We start from the raw sequence: 21,515 nt of genomic DNA, 5'->3' as shown, positions 1-21,515 counted from the left end.
TTGTATAATAAAATAAAATACATGTTATAATGTAAACCTAATTTACTGCATGTAAACCCTGACAAAATTTTATTTAAAAGGCATATTATGAAAAAAGTCTCTCTGTTTTTAGCTCTGTCTCTGGCTCTTTTTGCCAACAACGCCGTACATGAATTTGCTCCGAGCAAAGAGTGTGCGTCATGTCACCCAAAAATTTATGAAGAGTATTACGGCTCAATGCATGCAAACTCAACACCTGATAAAGATGTTATCCATAAAGCAGTGTGGGACAAACACCCTCACAACACAAAACTTGAGCAGTATTCTTGCGGTAAATGCCACTCTCCAGCGGCTAACGACTTAGACAAGATGCTAACCAAAGGCGAGAAAGCTCTGCCTGATGTAAAAAACGAAACTCATCAAGAAGCGGTCAGTTGTGCGTACTGTCATCGTATAGAGAGCATTGAAAAACATGAGCAAAGCAATACAAACATCATAAGCAAAGATAAAAAAAGCTACTACGGCTCAACTAGAAGCTCACTTGAGTCTCCTTACCATAAGATTATCACAAAAGAGAATGAGCACTTTGCAAACGGTAACGTCTGTATAGGCTGTCACTCACACAATGTAAACAAGTCAGGCTTAAATCTATGCTCTACAAACGTAAACGACCAAATGAGCGGCGCAAACTGCGTAAGCTGTCACATGCCAAAAGTAGAGGGAAGCTTCTCCTCTATAATAGAGACAAAACAACATGCATTTCACGGTTTTGCAGGAGCGCACTATAACTCTGACATGTTAAGCAAATATGTAAATATCTCGGTTTTAAGAAATATAGACAATTTTATAGTAAATGTCGATAACCAAAGCTCACATGCACTTCTGCTTCATCCTATGCGTATGGCTGTTTTAAAAATAAACGTGCAAAGAGGAAAAGAAAAGATAGAGCTTGAAAAAGAGGTTTTTGTAAGAGTAATAGGCAAAGACGGCAAACCTGCAATGCCGTGGGCAGCGGATACTACGCTAAAAAACTCCATGATACAAGCCAATGAGAAGAGAGAAGTAAAGCGTGATTTTAGGCTTGAAAAAGGCGACAAGGTAAATGTAGTGTTAGGCTGGTTCTTGGTAAATCCAAAAGCCCTAGAGTCGCTAGGACTTGAGAATGAAAAAGTTGCAAAAGAGTTTCATGTCTTTAAAAAACAGAGCTTTTCATTTTAATATATACGCAATTGGAGCAAAGCCCCAATTTGCTACGCTAGCCGCTTAGGCACTAAAGCTTGCCTCTTTAGAGGCAGAGATTTTTAATGAAATCTCGCATCCGCTAAACTTAAAATCTAACTCATTTGACGGCTCTTTGTAAAGCAAAGGGCTGTCTAAATCCACATACCCAACGACATCACGATAGGCAAACGCGAGATAAAGCGCTATGTTTATGGAGTATGGACCTTCAAGCATAGAACCTAACATACATGTAATCTTTTTTTCTCTTGCATACTCTAAAATCTCTATCGCCTTTGTAACTCCGCCGCACTTCATAAGCTTGATATTTATCATGTCTGCACTCTGAGACTCCACGACCTTTTTTGCATCCTCAAGGCTAAACACCGCTTCATCAGCAAGTATGGGAATATGTGAAAAATGCGTTATCTTTTTGAGGCTCTCTAGGTCGGAAGCGATGACGGGCTGTTCTATCAATTCTATCTTGATATCAAACATATTGTTTATAAAAAACTGCGAATCTTCAAAACTCCATGCCTGATTTGCATCGACCAGTATTTGTACATGTACAAGCTCTTTAGCTATTTTTCTTATAATATCCACTGCATGTAAAACATCGCTTCCTACTTTTACTTTTAGGATTGTCATTGCGTTTTCATACGCTTTTTTTGCATCTTCAAGCATAACATCCGCAGAGTTTAGACTTATGGTAACATCTGTTTTAATGGGGGTAAAATCTTTTATCTCAAAATACTCACACAAAGTTTGGTTTATCTCTTTTACATGTAGAGATATAAACGCCATATCAAGCGCTGCTTTTGCACTTGAGCCAATGCAACACGCCGAGTGCAAAATCTCTAAAGCTTCTTTACATGTAAGGTTTAAAAACTGCTTTTCTACACTCTCTATGGACTCTAATATTATCTCTATATCTTCGCCCGTAATCGCCTTTGTCGCAGGCGCTTCACCGATGCCTACATGTCCGTTTTCATCTTCTACATGTACTCTCACAAACTCTACATGTGAAGTCTCTCTAAGTGCCGTTTTAAAAGGAGTTTTAAGCTCTATGTGTTTTACTTCTGTCGTGATTTTTGTTATTTTAAATTGTTTTTCTGATGTCATATCGCAAGCCTTAAAATTATTTTCTATTCTATAATTATCAATTTAATAACATCTAATTAACTATAATGCTTATTTATCGTAACAAATAATTTAACAAAGGTGGTTTTAGCACTTTCATTTGCTCCTGAGATGATGTAGATGGTTTTCATTTAATTTAAATTCCTATTTTGAATAGTCATTCCCAGTTGCATAAGTTTTTCATCAATTTTTTTATATAAAGCATTTAAATTTACTTCTCCTAATAAAAAAGGTAATTTAAAATTTACTATTTTTTCTTCTATATCTTTTTGCAATATACTTTTTTCTACAATATGTAACTCACCAATAATTTTATCAGCTATATCATCTATTTGTAGAGTTATTTTTTCTAGTTTATCATCCATACTCTTTATCAACTCATATAACTTTTTATTTTTACTAAAAGATTGAATACTATTAAAATATTCTATATTAAACTTTATATTTGCGATAATATTATTTTTATCTAAAAATTCTTTAAAATTTTTAGCATCTATATTAGTATGTTTAGAAAAAATATCAGTTACAAAATACCCATGTTCTTGTTTTAATACACTCAAGTTTGGGTGGCTTGAAATAATGAGTTTTGGAACAGCAAAATATAAATAATTGTCATCATTTTTAATTTGAGTAGGTGTAGTATTTGAAACTAAATCTTCAATTAATTTGAAACCCATAGTATCTAAGTAATCACTTTTACTATCATTTTCTTTCAAATGTAAATCTATAATTAAGTAATTTATTTTATGTTCACAAATATAATTAGCTATAAAACTTAAAAAGCTATCTCTATTTGTAATATTTTCATAAAACTCTATATAAAAATCATCAATAGATTCAAGGTTAGGAAAAATTCTTGATTGCTCCAATCCACTATCTACTAGAGCGAAACTCATTGCTTTACATATTTCAGACTCATTTTCGATAATAAATACTCTTGCTTCATTCAAATTTGCCATTTATATATTTTCCTTACTTATGTGAATTTTGTAATACATAGGATCATCATTAACTATGTCCATAGTAATTTGATTAGTTTCTAATATATTTTTAATTGCTGTATGCCCGACACCATAACTTTCAGATGTATCTTCATTTTCAGTATTTTTCTCATTTTCTATAATAATGATTCTGTTTTCACTATAAATATTAATATGTGAATTTGATTTTCCATATTTTAATGCATTTAAAATAAACTCAAAAAATACAAGATTCATAATATCTCGTTTAATTGTAATGTTAGGGAAATTATATATATTGTTGTTTACATTCAATTTTATATCATTACTTTTAATTAATGGATTCATGTCTGTTATATTAAGGAAGCTAATCAATTTTTGATAAAAATCATTTTTTTCAGAATTATTAAAAAAAACATTTTCTATACAATAAGCTTGTTCTTGTTCTACTTTTAAATTTTTATCATAATATTTCCCTAAAGAGGCTACATATTCTATAATGATTGAAAAGTCTTTAATTTCATTAATTTTTTTCATCAAAGTAGTTTGTTCTAAATATCCTCTATTATATTCTTGAATTAAATTGTCTAAACGAGTATAAATTCTAATTTGTTTAAATGTAGAATGATTAATATTGCTAATTATTTTCTCAATAAGTTCTTTTTCTTTTGCTATACGCTTTAGTTCAATCAACTCTTCATACTTACTTCGCATGGCACTAATCATGTTATAGTCTTGGAATAATTTGCATATAATATTTTGATACGCTAAAATCCATCTTGAAATTAATAAATGCTCATTTAGTTTAGGGGATTTATCCTCATCCATTTTTGTATGTTCAATGACAATTACCCCTATAGGAATAAGCTTATCATTATTAGTTATACGGATATAAGTTCTAAAGTCTTGATAAAAATTACACCAAATATTATATTTTTTGTTATCATCATTTTCTTTTCTATATTCTATTGTAATTTCATTATCATCTATTTCTTTTTTTACAAAAGCACTTCTATATAAAACTTCTTCATTGCCTCCCTTATCTAATTCTTTATATTTATTTAAGACATCTATTAACAAACAGTTGTCAATATTTTCATTTAAATCTATACAAATACTTTTTACTTCTTTTGATATAATTTTTTCCAGTATAGCTTTAAAATTTTGTATTTTTTCATCTATTGGTCGTTCTTTAACAATAGTTTGAAATATATTTTTATCTATATTTAAATGCGTAGTATTCTCCACAAAAAGACCAAAAATTCTTGAAAATGTTCTTGTATATTTAAAAGGAATATCCCCGTAAAACTTCTCTAGTTCTCGTTCAAAATATTTTGATTTTTCTTCGCTATATGTAGTTAATTGCTTAACTGCTATTGGATACATATTTAATAATCGTTTATATTTTTCATATTTTTCAGGGCTTTTAATTGCATCTGTTATCTTATAATAGTACATTATTACTTCATACGAAAGTATATGATTTACTCCTAAAAAACTACCAAGCGAAAGTAAAAAACTAAAATAATCCAAATTTGTTCTATTTTTGTCTTTATAATGCAATACTATCTCTTTTATACTATTACATTTATCAAGCTCCACATAATCCAAATCAGTTAAAAGAGAATGTACTTTAATATTATCTTTACTTAAATTTGTAAATTTTCTTATCTCTTCATAGATATATTTATGAATATTTTTTCTTAATGTTTTAAAAAAATAAACTTTTGGAAATGCTAAACTTTTTAAAAATGCTATTTTTGACTCAACCTTTAAAAATTTATCAATTTCATAAGTAAGTGATTTACCATTAAGATAATTTTTTTCAAAATAATTTTTAACTATATCGTCATAATAATTATCTAGTTTTTTTTCAATATTTTCTAATCTTTCAAATTCATCTATATACTGATAAATATATTCCGTTGATGACATCCTTAGATAATTTTTTAAATCTGCTATTGATTCAAGCAACTCGTATTCTATTGAACAAGCACTTTTCATTGCTAAATCTTTTGCTTTTTTTTGAAATGTATGCTTGATAGTTACTAAAGAAGAACTTATGGCAATCTTTTCAAATATTTTTTTTCTCTCACATAAGTAACAATCCTCAAAACCTGTTTTAATAGGATGTATGTTAATCTTTAGATACCTATAAAAATGTTTATCTTTATAAAAATTATCCATCAAGCTAAAATCTTTCTCATTTGTTCTATCTATCAAAGTAAATACTGCTTGAAATTTATCTGCAAAAAAACTACTCAAAACACTATAGATATATTTAAAAGCTTCCCCACTAGAGATTGCATCATCTACAAAATAAAAACTATAATAGTCTTCTTTATTTTTATATGTAGATGTAAGATTATTAATAGAAAAATACCCTTGCTCTTTATTGTTTAGACTAAGACTATGAATAATGGCATCATTTTCAAAAACTATTTCATTGATAAGAGCTACAAATTCTGCATTTGTATTGTGTGCTGATGTTAAAATAACAGGAACTTTTTCATCTCTTTTAAACTCTATATTTTTAAAATATTCTTTTATATCATCTTTGTTATTTTTAAAAAACTGTGTTGTGCGTATATAGTAAAGATAATGATTTGTATTTCTTTCAATATGGGGAAAATAAATAGTATCTTTCCATGAAACTTGAAAAATGTTATCATTTTTTTTATATGTATCATGGGTATGATATAAATCTTTGATATTGTATTTATCCTTGTCTATCTCATATAAAGGTTTATTTTCATCAAAACACCATGAACACTTGGAAGCCGATTGTAAAACATCATTTAAGTTTTTACTATAAGAGGCAATCCAATTGTGTGAGTCAGTACCATCTTTGGTAAGTTGTATAAGAGTGTATTTTTCATAGTTTTTTAAATCTTTAGCAAGGTTTTTATCAATATCACTTTCGAATACACTAGGACGAATAAATACAAATCTTTTATTATTATGTAGCTTTTTAAATTTATTAAACTGTTCTAAAATTTGTTTACTATTTAAATCACTTATAATATAACTTTGTAATTCTACATCTAAAAGATACTCTAATTCTGCTATAAATGAAGAAGAATACTTTTCAATTCCTACAAATATAATATTTTCAAAATTTTTAGACTTATTTTTAATTTTCTTTGCCAAATCAAAACTCATCAATTTGACCCATTGAGAATTTTCAAAAACATATTTTAAATAATAAAATTTTTTTATATGGAAATCATCTTGTAAGTCAAGATGAATATCTTCATAATTTTCTTTAATTTCTAAAAAATTATCTAACATTAGAGTGTAAAGTAATTCATTTTGATTTCGTGGATTTGGCAAAAAAAGTTCAAATGGGAAAAACATTTGTTTATTTTGATGATTTGTATAAAAAAGATTAGATGTTAAATTCACGCCATTTTGCCCTTGACAAGTTTCTAAAAAATTTCTTTTATTGTAATTGTAAGTTTGAGATAACATAGTATTTATACCGCACATCTCTTGATGATTAGCACCACCAAGAAAAAGAACCTGAGGATACTCTTTATTTAAAAAAGCAATATTACATATTTTTGATACATCAGTTGTTTCACTTAAAATTTTCAGATATTCTATATTCTCTTCTATAGGATAATTTACTACAAGTATATCTTGGACGGAGTTTAAAAAAGCAAATGAATACAAATCTCTTAAAAAGTTACTAGTCTCTTCTATCTTTGCATAATCAACGATAACAGCATTTATCTTATCAGACAATCCACTTCTATCTTTTAAATCAAAATAGTATTTAAAATTTTCAAGATGTTTTTCTAATGGTTTTTCTTTATCTTCTAAAAGTTCTCTATAGTATTTAGAAGTTAATTTCAGAGGTTGTTGTGTGATTATTGCTGGATTATCTAAATGAAGATTTTGAGGAAAAGATAAATGAAAGTAAGTTCCATGAACTACATAGTCTTTTAAGCGTGCTACAGTAGCTTTAGCATTTTTGTATGTTACTAAAAAAGATTGTTCATCTTTATTGAGATAAATTTTTAGATTTACATATGTATCATTTTTATTTTTCTCATTAGAAAGTTTTTCAAGTTGATTTACTATTTTTAAAAGTAGAGGCAATCCAAAATGTTTAGTCATCCTTTCTTTTTGTGTAGATAAAACATAATTTAAATCAAAAATATTATTTAGTACTTTTTCATAATTTTTATTATCTAAATCATCAATTATTTTTTGATACTCTTTCTTGATTAGTTCATTTGGTTCATCTTCTTTTTCTTGAATAATTGTTTCCAAATATTTAGATAAAAAACCTTTTTGATAATCATCAGATACAATCAATTCATATAAGTTTTGAGATCTATTAATATAAAATGAAATATATCCGTTAGCTGGAATATCATCTATTTTTGTATGTTTTTGAATATTTTCTACAATTTCTCTAAAAATTTCTTTAAATTTCTCTGTGATGTATGCACCATTTTGAGTAAGTTCTAAATATATCTCAAATATATCAGTCCATACTTTTTCACTTTTGTTTTTATATGCACCTTTTTCAATGGTTTCAAGTTGTAATGACTTATAAAATACTTTTCTATTGCCAAAACTAGCAATCTTTTCTGATTTGCCAGTTGCTTTATTTGTAGTCCAATAATCTTTATCTTCAAAGACTTCATTGAATGTATTATTGGCTATTTTTATAATTGGTAGGAAATTATATTTTTGTTTTCTTAAAAGCGTTAGATTATTTTCTTTTTCTGTAGTATATAAAAGTATTTTTTTATCAGTTAAAGTAGTAGGCGGTTTGTTTCTATCTCTAAATGTATTATCTACTATCAAAACAATACCGCAATCTATATATTGTGTTAAGTATGTTTGTATATAGGATTGTACTTTTTTATTTAACTTCTCAATATTTAAAATAATTCTAATATCTCTAGAAAAATATTTTTCATTAATTTGTAATTTTTCATATAGGTTAAGTAGATATACTAAAAATAATGGATGAATAAAGAAAATTTCTTCTGAATTATCAAAATCTATATTAATGATGTAATTTCCGTTTTCAGGAATATTATGTTCAATTTCTAAAAAAATGTCATAGTATAATTCTAGAGTAAGTTTATTTTTGTCAAGTAACATTGAATTTGTTATTTTCATACACTACCTTTAATTTTTATAAATTAGATTATAGTAAAAAAGATATTATAACTTTACATACAACAGTGTACATCCTACTTTAAAAAAGGTTGGAAAGTTAGAATTTCACTTTTCTTTTCATCTGCTTATGAGCTTTCCCCGTCTCATAATCAAATCAAATACCCTATATGTTTATAATAAGGAGTATTTAAAAATTCTTTTAAAAGCTCTTTTGAGGGATTGATAAGACTTACCATATTAATTAGTGCAGTTTTTAATTTTTTCAAATCTTTATAAATAACTACCCAGAGTATATCGCCGTCCACACCTCTATAATCATGGGATATTTTATCTCTAAGTCCTGCTATATCACTCCATGAAAGTTCAAAGGCTACGGCATCTTTTAGCTTTTTATCTATTTTTTTAGACTCTTCACCAATAGCGATAAAAAGTGATATGACAGCATTTAATTCTTTTTGCTCATTTGCCCAGATAAATTCGATAGGGTTGTTAAAATCTTTTGTATATATCCAAGCTTTTTCACAACACTCCAAGATGGTAAAGATATGGATTAGATTTTTTTCATCATACATAGATAAAATCTTTTTTTGCATAATGTTTTACGATGGGATTCATATAATCAAGTGAGACAAAATCAACTTTTGAGACTTTCAGTTCATCGGCTAGTTTTTCACCGATATTTAAAAAATCCAACCCACTTTGAAGTTCAAAGTTTTTATCTCTTTCATAAAAAATATCTACATCACTGTTACTTGTGGCTTCATCTCTTGCGTAACTGCCATATAGTCCAAGTGCAGTGATGCCGTACTTTTTGTAAAATTCGTCTTTTTTATTTTTTAGATATGTGATAATTTCAATTTTAGTCATTGTAAAAATCCTTTATTCATATTGGTTTAAGTATAACATAAAATATGTATAATTCAATAAGCTCTACCCCGCCATCCATATCAAAATTTTCCCGACCGCAAGACCACCGAAAGTTCCTACCAAATACCCCATTATCGCCATTAAAACGCCAACTCCAACAAGTGCTTTATTGTAAGTTGCCGCAAGAATTGACGCCGAAGCCACGCCGCCGATGTTTGAGAGCGAAGCAATGGCGATACTGAACAAATCAAGCCTGAATATTTTAGCACCTACAACCATTATGAGTGCATGAATAAGTAAGATACAAAACCCTGCAAAGACATAGATGCCCACACCGCTAAAGTTTTCAAAGAGCGCTTTTGAGCCGATAAGTGCGATTAACATGTAGAGCATTGTCGTTGCAACTTCACTACTTCCGTTTATGTTTTTAAGCTTTGTAAACGAGCCTAAAACGCCAAGAAGCGTAGCGATTATAACCGTTGTAGTCGTATAATTTAAGAGTATAAATCCGCTCGCAGCTATAAAATTTACAGCAAATGCGACAACGACAGAAAGCAGTATCAAAAGCCAGTATCTCTTTGTCCCTATCGTACATGCACACCCGATAGCACTCAGCTTTGCCATCTGTTCATGTGAAGATGTGAAGCTGTTGAAGTAGTGCGCAAACGGTGTCAAAAAAAGCAAAAACATTATCCAAATAGTATAGTTTACGCTATCGACTATAAGCGCGTATCCAAAGGCTTCTTGTGAGACATTCAGTGCCGAGCCGACTGCTATCATATTTGCCACGCCGCCCATCCAGCTCCCGCTTAGCGCTCCAAAAGCAGATGCCATACTTTTGTCAAAATTAAATGCAAATGATATAAGTATAAAAGCAAAAGAGAGCGAAAAAACCGCCAAAACATAAGAGATAAGGAGAGATTTTCCTAGTTTAAAAAAGTCCCTTATGTCAACTTGCAAAAGCATCAAAAATAGCATTGCAGGAAGCAGATTTTTTTTCGTGTTAGCATATATAGCGTCTATCATCTCATTATGCTCAAACATCCCCATAGATGCCAAAAACATACTAAAGAGATATATCAGCACGACCGATGGAACAAACTTAAAAAACTTCCATCCGCTTTTTTGCTCGACTAAACTTATGGCTGCCGCCAAAAGAGCAAGTGTAAAGAGATAAAAAAACGGCGAACTAATCATTTAGACTCTTGAGGACAAGGTGCTGATTTAAAATATTTTATCTCTTTTCGCAGTTCATTCATAAACCTTACAGACGGATCGTCCTTTTCTGTCCTATAACCCTTGTCCTTTTCGAGCCATAAAGGAGTTTTTTCAAAACATCTATACTCATAATGCCCTATAACATACTCTATGGTTTTAAACTTCTCTTTGAGATAATTTACAAGCTCCACATTTGCCTTCAACTGCTCTTGTGTTAGATTGTCCGCAGAGTTTTCTCCGCCGACGTTTTCTATACCGATAGAGTTGTAGTTCAGCCCGATTACATGTCGTGCCATTGTGTCAAGCGGCATAAGCTGATGCACAGTCCCATCGCGCTCAACCATAAAATGAGCAGATACATTAACCGCTCCTGCGTTTTGTATCTCAGGTCTATCGGTTGGAAGTGTTTGTGATACAAATCTAGCCAACGATTTACCGTAATCATCTATTGCAGTGTGATGAATGACGATTATTTTTGGAGTGATTTTTATATCTTTTACATGTAAGCCGTAATGCTCTTTTATGTACTCTTTTGTAAGCTCCACTCTTGTATGGGAAAACTCTATCGGTGTTTGCTCAATTTTAAGTGCAAAAAGAGAAAGCGGAATAAAAAAACAAAAAACTATAAACTGGTACATGTAAACCTTTTTAGATAAAATTATATCTTAAAAACTTTTTACAGGGTTGCACTTAATGGCAAGATATATTATTTTAGACACGGAAACAACGGGTACGGGCGACTTAGACAGAATAATTCAATTAGGATATATGGTTTTAGGCGCAAAAGAGGTAGAGGTTCAAAATGAGTTTTTCAGCTGTGATGTTCCTATTAGCTTTGGAGCGATGGAAGTTCACGGCATCACTCCCGATATGCTAGAAGGAAAGAGTACATGTAAAGAGAGCAAATCATACAAAAGACTGCAAGAGCTTAATACTAACGATAACTACCTCATCATTCACAATGCTCCCTTTGATATAGGTATGCTTGAAAAAGAGGGCTTTAAAACGCAGATGAAAGTCATAGATACTCTTAGGGTCGCAAAACATATTTTACCCGATGAAGAGGCTCACAGACTTCAATATTTCCGCTATAAAATGGGCATATATAAAGAAGAGCAAAAAGAAGCGGATGCTTTGGGAATAACTATAAAAGCGCATGATGCTATCGGTGACGTGCTTGTTTTAAAACTTCTTCTTAGCAGATTAAAAGAGGCTGTTATGAAACAGTTTCCAAGCCAAAATCCCGTCGATAAAATGGCTGATTTAACTGCAACGCCTATTTTGGTAAAATCATTCAACTTTGGAAAGTACAAAGGTAAAACCCTTCAAGAGGTAGCGGCAATCGATGCGGCTTATCTTAGATGGATGCTAAGCGGTATGGAAAATCTCGATAGTGATATGCGATACTCAATCAACACTGTTTTAGGCATTTAAAATTATCTCAAAACAGTTGACTCCCAAAACATGGCTATAATAAAGTTTATAGTTATGTTTTTTCAGGATTGCATCCGTAATGTACAACCCCAAACCCAAACCGCCGTTTGAATTTTCATAAGTACGGTTAAATGGCTTTGTAAACACTCTGTTTTCATCAGACAACATATAACCTGTACTGCATATCTTTATACTATCCGTATTAAGAGTTATAATTGGCTTATCATGTGAGTATTTAAAAGCGTTATCGAGAAGATTTTTAAGCGCTATCGTGAAGAGTTCAAAATCAACATTTACTATAAGCGACTTCTCCTCTGCTTGGATTATAAAACTATCTTTGTCACACAAAAGCAAATCACATGTATGATCTAACAAATCTACAAAGCGGTACTCCATAAGATTTAACTGCCACTCGCCGCTGTTAAATCTCTCCATTTTGGAAAATTCTCCTAAAAGATAATTCATTCTTTCAAATATCTGTTTCAACCTCTCCTGATGTTCAGAACTCTCTAAACACTCGGTCGTAAGCAGACCTTTCATGATAGGGGTTTTAAGCTCATGTAAAATATTTCGCAAAAACAAAGAGCGTGCTTGACGCATTGAAGCAATTTTGTCTAAAACAATATTAAACTCTTTGGTAATTTGAGAAATCTCATCTTTGCCGCTAATAGGAAGATTTAAAAAAGCATCTTGGTCACTGAAATTGACAATGGCATTTTTAAGATTATGCAAAGGAAGAAGTTTCTTAACAATATATCCGAAAAAGAGCAAAACCAACAAATCAATAGATATAAAAGTAACCCAAAGAAGCCATAAAGACTCCTCTTTTAAATCTTCAAAAACTAAATCATCAAAATGATGATTCGGTGGAGGCGGCGGTAAAAAACTTGCCATAAACGGAGGTGGCGGCGGTGGCGGCAATTTTATAAAATATACTCTTTGTTTATACTCTACAATCTTTCCAAAGGGAAACTCTGCCAACTCTTTTGCACTATTTTTAATAAACGTTGAAGACAACTTTGATGTAGTAATAAATAACTGTTTTAACTCTTCTTCAAAATTTCCGCTTGGATGATGGATTAATCTTTGTGCCAGTTCAAAGCGGTGTATTCTATCAGACATTTGTTCTTCTAAGAAATGTTGTCTTGCAATCCAAAACAAAATATTTATAATAATAAAAATAAAGAAAAAGAAAAAAGTAACAATCCTTATAATAGAGTGGTTATTCATTGACAAACTTGTATCCTACCCCGCGAACAGAAACTATATAACGCGGATTTTTAGTATCGTCGCCTATCTTTTGCCTTATTCGCCCAATGATAACATCAATACTTTTTAGAGAACTTTCATATTTTATAGAACCGATATTCATAAGCATCTCTTCACGCGAGATAACAAATCTATCCTTTTTTATCATGTAAGAGACGATATCGTACTCCGCTTGCGTCAAATTTAATAAAACACCGTTTTTTGTAATTTCATGTCTGTTTTCGTCAACTTCGTAAGCTGAAATTTTTTTAGCGATTGCGGGATTTATACGTCGCATAATAGCGTCAATACGAAAAATAAGCTCCTGCGGGTCATAAGGTTTTGGAAGATAATCATCCGCTCCACGTGAGAATCCCATCTTTTTATCTTTTATATCTGAACGTGCGGAGGAGATAATTATGGGAATATCGCTCTCTTGACGAATAAGACGGCAAATCTCCATTCCGTCCATTTGAGGAAGAGACAAGTCAAGTATCAACATGTCAAAAATCTGAGCTTGAAACAGTTTGAGACCATCTAGCGGAGTAGGAGCAACAGTTACGTCAATACCGCTTTTATATAGGCATGATTTTAACAATTGCGCCAGTTCAACATCATCTTCAATCATTAAAACGCTTATCATCGGTTGATTATATCTGTCAATAAGTAAATAAAAAGTAACATGTCCAGAAGGACATGTCTGTATCTTAAGCGCTAACGCTCAGTAGAGAGTCGCTGTTTGTCGTAGAGATACTGTTTGAATAATATGACAATACCCTATCAAAGATATTCTTTTTCATATTTTCAAACTTATCATTGGCTGTTTCAGAAGAGCCGCTTGATTTATTTGAAGAGTTATCTGCAAAAAGTGCCTCTAATTCATCGGCACTTACAACACCGTCTTCATTTGTATCTAATGCGGCAAAAATTTCACTGCTTGCCGAATCTTTTGAAGACTCACTCTCACTACTTTGTGGAGGCGGGGGAGGAGGAGGCGGTGCTCCTTCAGGCTTCATATTTTTAAGTGCACTCATCAACTCCTCACTGCTCATACTTCCGCTGCCGTCTGTATCTAATAAGCTGAATATATCATCCAATGAAGTGTCGTCACTCTGCGATGCCGTATTCTTAGCCGCTGCGCTAAACTCTGCCTTGTCGATAGAACCGTTACTGTCACTGTCCATCGAGCTTAGCAACTCGTTTGCCATCTCTTCAAAGTTTGGTTTTCCTCTTTGCATAGAGGCGTTAACACTTGAAGAACCGTAAGACGAATACGCACTATAGTTAGAATTAACTGTCATGGTATGCTCCTTTTTCAAATGTAATAAGAAAAAAATTTCTTACCCAAACAAAAGAATAGTGCCAATAAGGTAATTATTTAGTAACATAGAAAAATATTTAAATGTTTAAGAGATAAAACTAAAAACTATAAATAGTACTAAAGCAATTCCCCAGCTAATAAACGCATATGGGAGTTGTGTATTTGTATGTTCAACAAGGTCACAATCACTAGCCATTGCGGCAATAATGGTAGTGTCGGATATTGGCGAGGAGTGGTCTCCAAAGACACCTCCTGAGATTGCCGCGCCTACACAAAGAGCAATGTTCGCATCCATTGAAGCAGCCATTGGCATAGCAATCGGAATCATAATACTAAATGTTCCCCAACTTGTTCCGGTTGAGAGAGAGATAAGAGAAGCAATTATAAAAATAACTGCGGCTAAAAAAATGACGTTTAAGTTTTGACTTACTAGTGAAGCCAAAAAATGACCAGTCTTTAGCTGAGTCGTAATCTCTCCTATGCCAAAAGCAAAAAGTAGTATAAACGCTATGGGCACTAACTTAAAACCGCCCAAAAAAGCAGTTTTGCTCCATACTGAGAGTGTCATGTTTTTTTTACCTACAAAATAAAAAAGTGTAAAAATAAGCGTAGTTAACATAGTATAAAAAATAGAACTGGAACCGCTCCCTTTTAAAATATCGCCATTACCCGTTATATATAAAAAGATAAAAACGAAGAGTATCATTAAAAAAATAGGCAAAAGCATATAAAACATACTCTGCGATTTCTTACTTATTACCTCTTCGTTTTTAGGCTTATGTTTTGCATTTTTCATAGCTCCTATGTCAATATTAAACCATATTGCTACAAATGTAACCAAAAGTGCCGCCATTGCATAAAAGTTGTATAAAACCGATTTTAGCAATATATCCAAAGCATCAAAATTTATGCTATTTAGAGAAATTTGCGTTGTTATCAGACCTAAAAGAAGAGCGCCCCATCCATTTAAGATGATAAGGGAGCTAACAGGTGCGGCAGTAGAGTCACAGACAAAAGCCAGTTTTGCACTTGGAATTTTATATTTATAACAAAACGGCTTTCCGACCGCACCTGCAATTAGTGAGGTAATAGTTGATTCTATAAAGATGAAAATACCTATAACATAGCTTAACATCAAAGCAGAACGCGGAGATTTCACGACCCCTGTTTTATGTTGCATAAAATCTACAAAGCCATCAATTCCGCCTGATTTCTCAATAAGCTCCATAATACTTCCTACCAACACTGCAAAAATAAGTGTTTTTACTATCCAACCCTCTGATAACAGAGATGCAAAAAGTGTAAAAACTGCTTTTAGTGAAAGTAAAATAGAGAAGTCGTTCAATACAAAAGCACCCAGAACGATGCCGCTAAAAAGCGATAGCATTACATTTCTTGTGTATAACGCTAAAAAAATAGCAAAGAGCGAAGGAAGAAGAGAGAGTGCAGAAATTTCTATATTAGCCAAATCAAAATTCAATAGATAATAAAACTAAACCGGCTCTACCAAAAATCTCTTTATACGCCTCACACTCTTTTTGTCTAACCTCTTTAAATCCAAGTTTTTTATAGTACAAAAGAGTCTCTAAAGAACCGATTTCAACAACTGTCTGCGCTATACGATAACCTTTTAATCTAGCATTTAAGAGACTTTTATGCATAAGCGCTTTTAAAATTCCCACATCCATAAAGCCCTCTAGCTCTTCCATGTAGTCAAAAATAAGTGTTCTTGTATTGAGGCTAAATCCGCAAATATCCATAAGACCGAGATACTCACTCTGCTCGTCATCAATACCAATCTCATTTAAAGACGCTAAAAATACCTCTCTTGTTACAATCCTAGGCTCATAACTACAAAGAGAACCTACACTTTTTCCGTCAATTTCTGCAATTAAAAAATTAGTGTAATGGCAACTATTCTTTGCCGTAGTGTTTGTTAATTTTTTTAAATTATCTAAAATCTGCTCATCATTCGTAGTTTTAAAAATTAAATCGTAAACACCTATTTTTTTATCCGCTCTAGTGCTTTGTAATATCATCTGGGCTAAAAAAGAGGCATCGTCACTAGTAGCTTTTCTTATATTAATACTCATAAACCTTTTTCCATTTTTAAAAAATTAATCTGTTTCATATTTTGGTAATAGTAACATACTTTATGGTAAAAAGTTTCTTAATTCTTATAATTTGTCAAATCTTTGTTTTTGCAAGTGAGCAGATAGTTGTAGTTGTCGGTAAAGATTTCAGTTCTAAAAAAGCAATTCTTAATTGTTTTGAAGATAACAAAAGAGTTTTTGACTCAATTGAAGTTAATGTCGGCGAAGGTGGTTTTGGTTTTGGACTCGGGCATATAGCTCTTCAAAGTTCATCTGCAAAGCCTTTAAAATATGAAGGTGATAAAAAAGCACCCATAGGCATATTCACTCTTGATGCGATATTTGGTTATGAAAAAGAGATGAACACTAATATGCCCTATTTACATGCAGACAAAGAGCTAATCTGCGTGGACGATTCAGACTCTGTGTTTTACAATCAAATTATAAAAAAACCAAAAGTTTTACCAAAAAGTTTTGAAGAGATGAGAAGAGATGATGTTCAATATGAACTTGGTATAGTTGTAGGACATAATAAAGAGCAACTAAAGGGCAGAGGTTCTTGCATATTTATACATGTAGAAAAATCCGTAGATGCGCCGACGGCAGGATGCACTTCAATGAAATTAGAGGAGATTAGAAAAATAGTATCATGGCTGGATAAGAGTAAAAACCCGATTTTGATACAAGTTACGAAATCGCAACTCAATCAAATATCTAAGTTATACCCAAATCTTAAATTTTAATCCTCTTCTTTGCTCATATAATCTTTTGCGCGTATTCCCATTAAAGAGAGACCTACTCTAAGAGATAAGCCTACTAACATCAAGAGTTTAAGAAGTTTTGCTTCATCCTCGGTTCCGATTATTCTACAATCATAATAGAATTTATGAAGTGATGCGGCAAGTGATTTTAGATACTCCGGAAGCTTTTGAACCTGTCTTGAGCTAAAAGCATCATCAATAATTTCAGGCAGAAGCAACGCGTCAAACATTAACATGTCGGCATTTTCATCCAAATTTTTTAAGTTAGCCGACATAATCTCATCTTCGCTTAAATCACTTTTTGAGATAATAGTTTTAATTCTCGCATGCGCATATTGAATATAAAAAATAGGATTTGAACTATCTTGCTTTTTAAACTCTGCTAAATCAAATTCTAGCGCCGTGTCACTTTTTTTTGAAGCAAAAATAAATCTAAGTGCATCTGAACCGATTTCATCTACTATGTCGCTCATAAGTATTACGTTACCTGCTCGTTTACTCATTTTGTACGGTTCGCCGTCTTTTAAAAGGCTTACCATCTGAGAAAGAAGAACTTCAAGTTTAGAACTATCATAACCCAAAAATTCTACGGCAGCTTTTACTCTTGCGATATATCCGTGATGGTCGGCTCCCCAGATATTTATATAGTGGTCATAGCCTCGTTCAAATTTTTGGTTATGATAAACGATATCTCCGGCAAGATATGTAGGGCGCCCATCTTCACGGACTACTACTCTGTCCGCATCATCGCCTTTGAGTAATGAAGCAATGAATAACTTCTCTTCTTTTTTATAGATACCATCGCCCATTTTTAGCATAACTCTATCCCAGTCATCGTATAAAGAGGACTCATAAACAAAAGTATCAAAAAAAATATTCGTATCGCCTAAATCTTTTTTGATAATCTCCATAACACCGTCTTTAGCCCAGATAGCAAGCTCTTTTTGACGAGATTCATCACTTAGTATCTCTTTGCCGAACTTTAAAACAGCTTCATTCGCAAGCGGCTCTAAATAGTCACCGCGATAATAGCTCTGCGGATATTCAACACTCTCTTTAAGTATATTTTCACGTCCGTATAGTTGAATAGAAAGACCCAGTAAATCTATCTGATTTCCCGCATCGTTAACATAATACTCTGCTGTTATATCATAACCTAAATGAAGTGCAAGTCTGTAAAGAGTATCACCGTAAACTGCGCCTCTGGCATGACCTATATGAAGAGGACCTGTCGGATTTGCGCTAACAAACTCTAAAAGAATTTTCTCTTTTTTTTCTTGTTTTGCAAAATCATTTTGATTTTCAAGTGCCCAAGTTGCATACTCATTTAAAAAATTTTCACTTAAACGAAAATTGAGATAACCTTTTAGCGACTCAACACTGCTAAATATTTCGGATTCGTTAAATGAGGATGCCAATTCCTCGGCAATTTTCATAGGAGACTCTCTAAGCTCCTTTGCCAATGAAAAGGCTATCGGTGTAGCAAAGTGACCGAATGAGCGGTCACGAGGCTTTTCTAAAACAACTTCACGACCAAACTTTTCGCGCAAAAGCGCCGATACTCGTTGTTTCAAAAGTTACGCTTGTGTTGTAGTTTTTGGAGTTTCTGACGATGCCGTAGTTTCGCTAGATTCTACTTTTTTTGTAGTATCACTCTGAGCAGTTTTTATATCTTCATCATTATCTTCGTTTTTCATCTCAGCTTTAAAATTTTTGATTCCCTTGCCGATGCCTTTCGCTAATTCAGGTATCTTTTTAGCTCCAAATAATAAAACCACTATTGCTAATATTACTAATAATTCTTGTCCACTTGGCATTCCCATATCTACTCCTTATGTAAATTAAGTCAGAAATTATAGCCAAGTTTGCTGTAACTTCTCTTATCATATCCTATATTTAATAGAGCTATTTTATATATCTTCTATATCTTCCCATCTTTGAACAAAATCATTTATCTCGTTACTAGGAATTTTAACTCTAGCCGCATTTGCTATAACCTTTAATGTGTCTGCTGCTTCTTGTAGATTATCATTAACGATAAGAAAATCATATTCACTAATTCTTTGTATCTCTCTTTTTGCCATATGAATACGACGCTCAATTACCTCTTTTGAATCCGTTGAGCGAGCTTCTAGACGTTTTTTAAGTTCTGAAAGTGTCGGTGGAGATATAAATACCGATGTAGTGATATCTCCAAGTCTGCTGGTTACATATGTATTTCCCTGCACATCTATATCAAAGAGAACTAGCTTACCTGCATGCAGTGCCTCTTTTACAGGCTTTATTGATGTTCCGTAATAGTTTCCGTGTACAAATGCGTACTCTAAAAAATTATCTTCTTCAATATCTTTTTTAAATACTTCTTCGTTTACAAAATGATAGTCAACGCCGTCCAACTCACCATCTCGTATCGGACGAGTTGTGGTTGAAATAGAAAAATAACACTCTCCTATGTCATTAATTATCTCCTTAAGCAAAGAGCTTTTTCCTGCTCCGCTAGGGCCAGAAAGAACCAATATCGCACCTGATTTGTTATTCACTACTCATCACCTAAAGTTATATTGATATTTATTTTCATACCTTTTAATGAAGCAGCAACATCTTCATTTGCAAGAGCTTTTAAGAGTTTTTTCAGAGCTTCAACCCCTTTGTTCTCACTACTGTTTAATGCACTCTTTTCTTCTTCAAAATTTAATGTACTACTTGCTTCTTCAAAATCTTCCTCTAAGCCAAAATCATCTTCATTTTTTTGTACTTCATCAACTTCTTTCTCATTGACTTTTTCACCAATTGCCAGTTTTAAATCCCTGCTTGTTAAAGAACCAATATCCAATAGTATATCCCCATCTATTTCACTTTGTAAATCTTCATCACTTAACTCTTCTACTGCACTTTGAATCTGAGATTCCAAATCCTCAAGCTCATTATCAGCTTTATCAGAATCTAGTTCAAAATCATCAAAATCATCGACTGTTTTCTCATCTGATTTATCTTCTAGTTCTAAATCATCTTCATCATCTTCAAATCCCAAATCTTCATCTAGGGTGTCACTCTTTTCATCAAGCTTTTCATCATCCTCTTCATTTAAGTCAAATTCTAAATCATCAAAATCATCGGCTGTTTTCTCATCTGATTTATCTTCTAATTCTAAATCATCTTCATCATCTTCAAATCCCAAATCTTCATCTAGGGTGTCACTCTTTTCATCAAGCTTTTCATCATCCTCTTCACTTAAGTCAAGTTCTAAATCATCAAAATCATCGGCTATTTTCTCATCTTTTTGTTCTGCTTCTACATGTTGTTTTTCACTTGATTCATCTTCTAGCTCTAAATCATCTTCCAAGCCTAAATCTTCATCTAACTCATCAAATTTGCTATCTCTATCAGCAGTTTCAAGTTCTAAATCATCAAATTCTAAACTATCATCATCCTCTAGGGTCTCATCTTCCAATATTTCATCGTCGGCATCAGTTTCATCTAAAAGATTTTTTACTTCATTGAGTTCATCCTTATCAAGAACACCGTCATCTTTATCTTCATCTAACAATAAATCTTCATCAAGTTCATCTAACTCATCAAGCTCGTCAATATCTTCTAAATCCATATCTTTATCATGCATCTCATTTAAATCTATATCATTTAGCTCTGCTTTATCTTCGGACTCAAGTGCATCATCTATTATGTTGTCAAGTTCGCTAAAATCATCAATATTCACAAAATTATCATCTTCATCATTCTCATCATTAAATACATCTATTTTATCAATATTGCTTGAATTTATATTGGCCCCTTTTCCAAAAGATATAAACAACTCAACCAAGTCCGTAGGCAAAAAAGGTTTTTTTATAATTTTAGTGAAACTATCAACAACCTTAGCATCTTTTGAACATATATACAGAGATTTATTAAATCCTGTTTTATCCTTTAGCTCTTGCATAACCCCTTCGTCATATAGAGCATCATCAATAATTAAAAGATCATAATTTTTGGACTCCACTGCATCAAGACTTTCTACTGCAGTTAAATCGTTTGATGTCTTCTGCGCACTTAGGGTTACTAACTTGTTAACAACCGGATTATTGTTTAAAAGCAATATTTTCATTCTGGACTTTCCCTTTGGAGGCTCTTTTGGCAT

The 21,515-nt window shown here is 32.2% G+C and carries 19 protein-coding genes; 3 read left to right on the top strand and 16 right to left on the bottom strand.

All coding sequences use genetic code 11. From position 1 onward, the window contains the following. Window positions 1-87 precede the first annotated feature (87 nt). Window positions 88-1,197: a multiheme c-type cytochrome gene (locus tag A2530_RS07080; protein WP_294884791.1), complete on the top strand. Its 1,110-nt coding sequence runs from the start codon at window positions 88-90 to the stop codon at window positions 1,195-1,197. A 45-nt stretch (window positions 1,198-1,242) separates the two neighbouring features. Here A2530_RS07080 and A2530_RS07075 read toward each other — a convergent pair whose 3' ends face one another. The 7 genes from A2530_RS07075 to A2530_RS07045 form a co-directional block, all read right to left on the bottom strand. Beyond that, the gene (locus A2530_RS07075; RefSeq protein WP_294884793.1) at window positions 1,243-2,319 is read right to left on the bottom strand and encodes a dipeptide epimerase; all 1,077 of its coding nucleotides are present in this window, start codon (window positions 2,317-2,319) and stop codon (window positions 1,243-1,245) included. Between the two features lie 149 nt (window positions 2,320-2,468). Beyond that, a complete protein-coding gene (locus A2530_RS07070) occupies window positions 2,469-3,296 on the bottom strand; it encodes a hypothetical protein (protein ID WP_294884795.1) in 828 nt (275 codons plus the stop codon). Then, on the bottom strand, window positions 3,297-8,438 hold the full coding sequence (locus tag A2530_RS07065; protein WP_294884797.1) for a hypothetical protein: 5,142 nt from the start codon (window positions 8,436-8,438) through the stop codon (window positions 3,297-3,299). A 149-nt stretch (window positions 8,439-8,587) separates the two neighbouring features. Beyond that, window positions 8,588-9,010, bottom strand: coding sequence for a HepT-like ribonuclease domain-containing protein (locus A2530_RS07060; RefSeq protein ID WP_294884799.1), 423 nt, complete (start codon window positions 9,008-9,010; stop codon window positions 8,588-8,590). Further along, window positions 9,003-9,305 carry a nucleotidyltransferase domain-containing protein gene (locus A2530_RS07055; protein WP_294884801.1) on the bottom strand — a complete coding sequence of 101 codons (303 nt, stop codon included), beginning with the start codon at window positions 9,303-9,305 and terminating at the stop codon, window positions 9,003-9,005. Before A2530_RS07055 ends, A2530_RS07060 begins: the two co-directional genes overlap by 8 nt. A gap of 63 nt (window positions 9,306-9,368) precedes the next feature. After that, entirely contained in the window at window positions 9,369-10,502 is a 1,134-nt protein-coding gene (locus A2530_RS07050) for a DUF819 family protein (protein ID WP_294884803.1), read from the bottom strand. Continuing rightward, window positions 10,499-11,161 (bottom strand): N-acetylmuramoyl-L-alanine amidase, encoded by a 663-nt coding sequence (locus A2530_RS07045; protein ID WP_294884805.1) that lies wholly within the window; start codon window positions 11,159-11,161, stop codon window positions 10,499-10,501. The genes A2530_RS07050 and A2530_RS07045 overlap by 4 nt, the downstream gene beginning before the upstream one ends. A gap of 55 nt (window positions 11,162-11,216) precedes the next feature. Between A2530_RS07045 and A2530_RS07040 the strand changes: the two genes are divergently transcribed. Beyond that, a complete protein-coding gene (locus A2530_RS07040) occupies window positions 11,217-11,957 on the top strand; it encodes a 3'-5' exonuclease (RefSeq protein ID WP_294884807.1) in 741 nt (246 codons plus the stop codon). Here the strand turns inward: A2530_RS07040 and A2530_RS07035 are convergent. The 5 genes from A2530_RS07035 to A2530_RS07015 form a co-directional block, all read right to left on the bottom strand. Next, window positions 11,946-13,187 carry an ArsS family sensor histidine kinase gene (locus A2530_RS07035; protein WP_294885149.1) on the bottom strand — a complete coding sequence of 414 codons (1,242 nt, stop codon included), beginning with the start codon at window positions 13,185-13,187 and terminating at the stop codon, window positions 11,946-11,948. The genes A2530_RS07040 and A2530_RS07035 overlap by 12 nt on opposite strands. Beyond that, window positions 13,180-13,848 (bottom strand): response regulator transcription factor, encoded by a 669-nt coding sequence (locus tag A2530_RS07030; RefSeq protein WP_294884808.1) that lies wholly within the window; start codon window positions 13,846-13,848, stop codon window positions 13,180-13,182. Before A2530_RS07030 ends, A2530_RS07035 begins: the two co-directional genes overlap by 8 nt. A 64-nt stretch (window positions 13,849-13,912) precedes the next feature. Then, window positions 13,913-14,506: an EF-hand domain-containing protein gene (locus tag A2530_RS07025; RefSeq protein ID WP_294884810.1), complete on the bottom strand. Its 594-nt coding sequence runs from the start codon at window positions 14,504-14,506 to the stop codon at window positions 13,913-13,915. Window positions 14,507-14,611: 105 nt separating this feature from the next. Continuing rightward, a complete protein-coding gene (locus A2530_RS07020; RefSeq protein WP_294884811.1) occupies window positions 14,612-15,994 on the bottom strand; it encodes a Na+/H+ antiporter NhaC family protein in 1,383 nt (460 codons plus the stop codon). A 1-nt stretch (window position 15,995) separates the two neighbouring features. Further along, window positions 15,996-16,619 carry an acyl-CoA acyltransferase gene (locus A2530_RS07015; RefSeq protein ID WP_294884813.1) on the bottom strand — a complete coding sequence of 208 codons (624 nt, stop codon included), beginning with the start codon at window positions 16,617-16,619 and terminating at the stop codon, window positions 15,996-15,998. Between the two features lie 62 nt (window positions 16,620-16,681). On the opposite strand from A2530_RS07015, the gene A2530_RS07010 reads away from it, so the two are divergent. Beyond that, the gene (locus tag A2530_RS07010; protein ID WP_294884814.1) at window positions 16,682-17,362 is read left to right on the top strand and encodes a L,D-transpeptidase family protein; all 681 of its coding nucleotides are present in this window, start codon (window positions 16,682-16,684) and stop codon (window positions 17,360-17,362) included. On the opposite strand, the gene argS is transcribed toward A2530_RS07010, so the two are convergent. The 4 genes from argS to A2530_RS06990 all read right to left on the bottom strand — a co-directional run bounded on the left by argS (window position 17,359) and on the right by A2530_RS06990 (window position 21,482). Further along, on the bottom strand, window positions 17,359-18,954 hold the full coding sequence (gene argS / locus A2530_RS07005; RefSeq protein ID WP_294884815.1) for an arginine--tRNA ligase: 1,596 nt from the start codon (window positions 18,952-18,954) through the stop codon (window positions 17,359-17,361). The two genes, A2530_RS07010 and argS, sit on opposite strands and share 4 nt — an antisense overlap. Before the next feature lie 3 nt (window positions 18,955-18,957). Next, the gene (locus tag A2530_RS07000; RefSeq protein WP_294884817.1) at window positions 18,958-19,203 is read right to left on the bottom strand and encodes a twin-arginine translocase TatA/TatE family subunit; all 246 of its coding nucleotides are present in this window, start codon (window positions 19,201-19,203) and stop codon (window positions 18,958-18,960) included. A gap of 87 nt (window positions 19,204-19,290) precedes the next feature. Beyond that, complete coding sequence (gmk, locus tag A2530_RS06995; RefSeq protein WP_294884819.1) at window positions 19,291-19,920, bottom strand: guanylate kinase; 630 nt, start codon at window positions 19,918-19,920, stop codon at window positions 19,291-19,293. Beyond that, window positions 19,920-21,482, bottom strand: coding sequence for a DNA topoisomerase IV (locus tag A2530_RS06990; RefSeq protein ID WP_294891494.1), 1,563 nt, complete (start codon window positions 21,480-21,482; stop codon window positions 19,920-19,922). Before A2530_RS06990 ends, gmk begins: the two co-directional genes overlap by 1 nt. Window positions 21,483-21,515 lie beyond the last annotated feature (33 nt).

Source organism: Sulfurimonas sp. RIFOXYD2_FULL_34_21, from assembly GCF_001830805.1.
Taxonomy (GTDB): Bacteria; Campylobacterota; Campylobacteria; order Campylobacterales; family Sulfurimonadaceae; genus Sulfurimonas.
This window is presented reverse-complemented; position numbering and strand designations above follow the sequence as displayed.

Bases quoted from the DNA above. Each gene is read 5' to 3' on its own strand.
- A2530_RS07065 (WP_294884797.1), bottom strand. From the start codon at position 8,438: ATGAAAATAACAAATTCAATGTTACTTGACAAAAATAAACTTACTCTA.
- A2530_RS07080 (WP_294884791.1), top strand. From the start codon at position 88: ATGAAAAAAGTCTCTCTGTTTTTAGCTCTGTCTCTGGCTCTTTTTGCC.
- A2530_RS07025 (WP_294884810.1), bottom strand. From the start codon at position 14,506: ATGACAGTTAATTCTAACTATAGTGCGTATTCGTCTTACGGTTCTTCA.
- A2530_RS06990 (WP_294891494.1), bottom strand. From the start codon at position 21,482: ATGAAAATATTGCTTTTAAACAATAATCCGGTTGTTAACAAGTTAGTA.
- A2530_RS07015 (WP_294884813.1), bottom strand. From the start codon at position 16,619: ATGAGTATTAATATAAGAAAAGCTACTAGTGACGATGCCTCTTTTTTA.
- A2530_RS07075 (WP_294884793.1), bottom strand. From the start codon at position 2,319: ATGACATCAGAAAAACAATTTAAAATAACAAAAATCACGACAGAAGTA.
- A2530_RS07070 (WP_294884795.1), bottom strand. From the start codon at position 3,296: ATGGCAAATTTGAATGAAGCAAGAGTATTTATTATCGAAAATGAGTCT.
- A2530_RS07035 (WP_294885149.1), bottom strand. From the start codon at position 13,187: ATGAATAACCACTCTATTATAAGGATTGTTACTTTTTTCTTTTTCTTT.
- A2530_RS07055 (WP_294884801.1), bottom strand. From the start codon at position 9,305: ATGACTAAAATTGAAATTATCACATATCTAAAAAATAAAAAAGACGAA.
- A2530_RS07050 (WP_294884803.1), bottom strand. From the start codon at position 10,502: ATGATTAGTTCGCCGTTTTTTTATCTCTTTACACTTGCTCTTTTGGCG.
- A2530_RS07030 (WP_294884808.1), bottom strand. From the start codon at position 13,848: ATGATAAGCGTTTTAATGATTGAAGATGATGTTGAACTGGCGCAATTG.
- A2530_RS07010 (WP_294884814.1), top strand. From the start codon at position 16,682: ATGGTAAAAAGTTTCTTAATTCTTATAATTTGTCAAATCTTTGTTTTT.
- A2530_RS07000 (WP_294884817.1), bottom strand. From the start codon at position 19,203: ATGGGAATGCCAAGTGGACAAGAATTATTAGTAATATTAGCAATAGTG.
- A2530_RS07060 (WP_294884799.1), bottom strand. From the start codon at position 9,010: ATGTATGATGAAAAAAATCTAATCCATATCTTTACCATCTTGGAGTGT.
- A2530_RS07040 (WP_294884807.1), top strand. From the start codon at position 11,217: ATGGCAAGATATATTATTTTAGACACGGAAACAACGGGTACGGGCGAC.
- A2530_RS07045 (WP_294884805.1), bottom strand. From the start codon at position 11,161: ATGTACCAGTTTATAGTTTTTTGTTTTTTTATTCCGCTTTCTCTTTTT.